Source organism: Sodalis sp. (in: enterobacteria), assembly GCF_047607725.1.
Classification (GTDB): domain Bacteria; phylum Pseudomonadota; class Gammaproteobacteria; order Enterobacterales; family Enterobacteriaceae; genus JBLKSS01.
The window spans coordinates 1-2018 of sequence record NZ_JBLKSS010000284.1 but is presented as its reverse complement, the minus strand read 5'-3'; the positions used below and the strand labels follow the sequence as shown (position 1 = coordinate 2018).

1 protein-coding gene and 3 pseudogenes are annotated in these 2018 nt (G+C 57.7%); 2 read left to right on the top strand and 2 right to left on the bottom strand.

Translation table 11 applies throughout. The annotated features are described in order from the left end of the window. Positions 1-114: 114 nt before the first annotated feature. Complete coding sequence (locus tag ACMX3H_RS18390; protein WP_415211819.1) at positions 115-270, bottom strand: PTS transporter subunit EIIB; 156 nt, start codon at positions 268-270, stop codon at positions 115-117. Between the two features lie 285 nt (positions 271-555). After that, positions 556-1433, bottom strand: a pseudogene (murQ, locus tag ACMX3H_RS18385) (N-acetylmuramic acid 6-phosphate etherase). Positions 1434-1576: 143 nt separating this feature from the next. Here murQ and ACMX3H_RS18380 point away from each other — a divergent pair. After that, positions 1577-1759: pseudogene (locus ACMX3H_RS18380) on the top strand (MurR/RpiR family transcriptional regulator); the annotation flags it as partial. Between the two features lie 110 nt (positions 1760-1869). Then, a pseudogene (locus ACMX3H_RS18375) lies at positions 1870-2018 on the top strand (transposase); the annotation flags it as partial.

The window sequence follows — 2018 nt, the reverse complement described above, 5'->3', positions numbered from 1 at the left end:
ACTATCATCGCCGGATTATCCATGATCTGACAGCCGTCCCTTATAGGATGCGGGTTCACTAGGCATCGTAGTGGAACATATTCTTACCGGCCATACAACAAACCCACCAATAATTCAAGACGTCCTCCACGGGGCGCTTACGCCTTTAACGCCTGCCACACGTTTCAGGGCGGCGATATCCACTCGCCGTTCATCGACGACTTCCACCCGCACCCGGGTCATGCAATTCTCCAGCTTCAGCACATTGTCCGGCCCGCCAAGGCTGGACAACAGCGCTGCCGCTCTCTTACATTCTGGGGCTCCCGTCCTGTTAATTGATAACGTGCCGCTGTGAGCCGGCACGCCGTAATCGTCAGTTACACCGACGGGCGCATGGCGCACCGTTAGGCGGCGGGTTGGCGCTGGCTAGCGGCACGGCAGGATGGATGCCCTCGTTGTCATGCCACGCCGTAGCGCTGGCGAGATAGCGTGCCAAATTATGCCACGCCGCCGTCATGCAACGGTTTGGTGCTGATTAGATACCGCTTTGCCGACATATGCCGCTCGCCGCCACCGTTACGCGCGGCCGTCAGCCAGCACCGCCCGCAAAAAGCCGTCGTGCGCCCCCAGCGCCGCTTGCGCCTCGGCGGCGCTCTTGCCGCTCAGCAGCATGAGAATAGCCGGTTTAACGTCATAATCGGTCTGCGCCAGAGCCGCCTTTGCCCGGTCACCGTCGACGCCGCAGGCCTCGCAGACAATGCTGCAGGCGCGGTCGTGTAACTTCACATTGGTAGCCTTTACGTCCACCATCAAATTTTAATAAACCTTGCCCAACTTCACCATGGCGCCGGTAGAGATCATATTCAGCACCAGTTTCTGCGCGGTGCCGGATTTCATGCGCGTCGAACCGGTCAGCACTTCTGGCCCCACAACCGGCGATATCGTAATGTCCGCCGCCTGGGCGATCGGCGAGCTCGGGTTACAGGAGACTGCGATGGTGGCGCAGCCCAGCGAGCGGGCATAGCGCAACGCGCCCAGCACGTACGGGGTACGGGCCCGACGCCGCGAGCCCCACGACAACATCGGCCGGGGCGAGCTGGAGGTATCGAAGATCGCTTTCTCCCAGCGCCATATCGTCCTCCGCGCCCTCCACCGCCTTGAGCAGCGCGCCGGGACCGCCGGCGATGAGGCCGATCACCTTGTCTGGTGGCACGCCAAAGGTCGGCGGACATTCCGACACATCCAGCACCCCCAGCCTGCCGCTGGTGCCGGCCCCAAGATAGATAAGCCGCCCGATCGATAGGGGCGGCCACCGCCGGCAGCTCGGACGCAATTGCCTCTGGCACCTGCTTGTCCTGCTGATTAAACAGCCTCACCATCTCAAGCGTTGATAAGCTATCCAGCGCCATCGAGTCCGGATAACGTGTTTCCGATACTAATGCCCCTAAATTCATACAGTCACCGTTGAATTTTTAATTCAAATAATAAAAACTATTATCGAATAGATAATTCCTGCAGGCGAGGGAAATCTCGCCGCCCGATCCCGGGAAGCCTTCCCCTCGTCCCCCTACGACGGTGTGACGCCGGAGAACAGTCCATGAGCAGTTTATTACGGATACGCCAGTTATACCGATCGCTATCGCGCAATGACCAGAAATTGGCGGATTTTTTACTGCATCATACCGAAGAGGCGCGCCATCTTAGTTCGCCGCGAGTGGCGGAAATGACCGGCGTCAGCCAGTCAAGCGTGGTGAAATTTGCCCAAAAGTTGGGTTATAAGTAAGTGTACGCCCAGCGCCGTCTGTTAATTCCCCATCAAGTTATTGAAGATGATGTCCATTATTTTTTTAATGGGCGCAATTCATGAAACAAACCCCACTAAAACCCTCAAGACGTCGTCCCAATTTCCCGCTGGACTTTAAAATTAAGCTGGTTGAGCAGGCGCTCCAGCCCGGCGTATCCATTGCCAAGCTGGCACGGGATAACGGTATCAATGACAATTTGCTGTTCAACTGGCGCCAGCTCTACCGTCAGGGCAA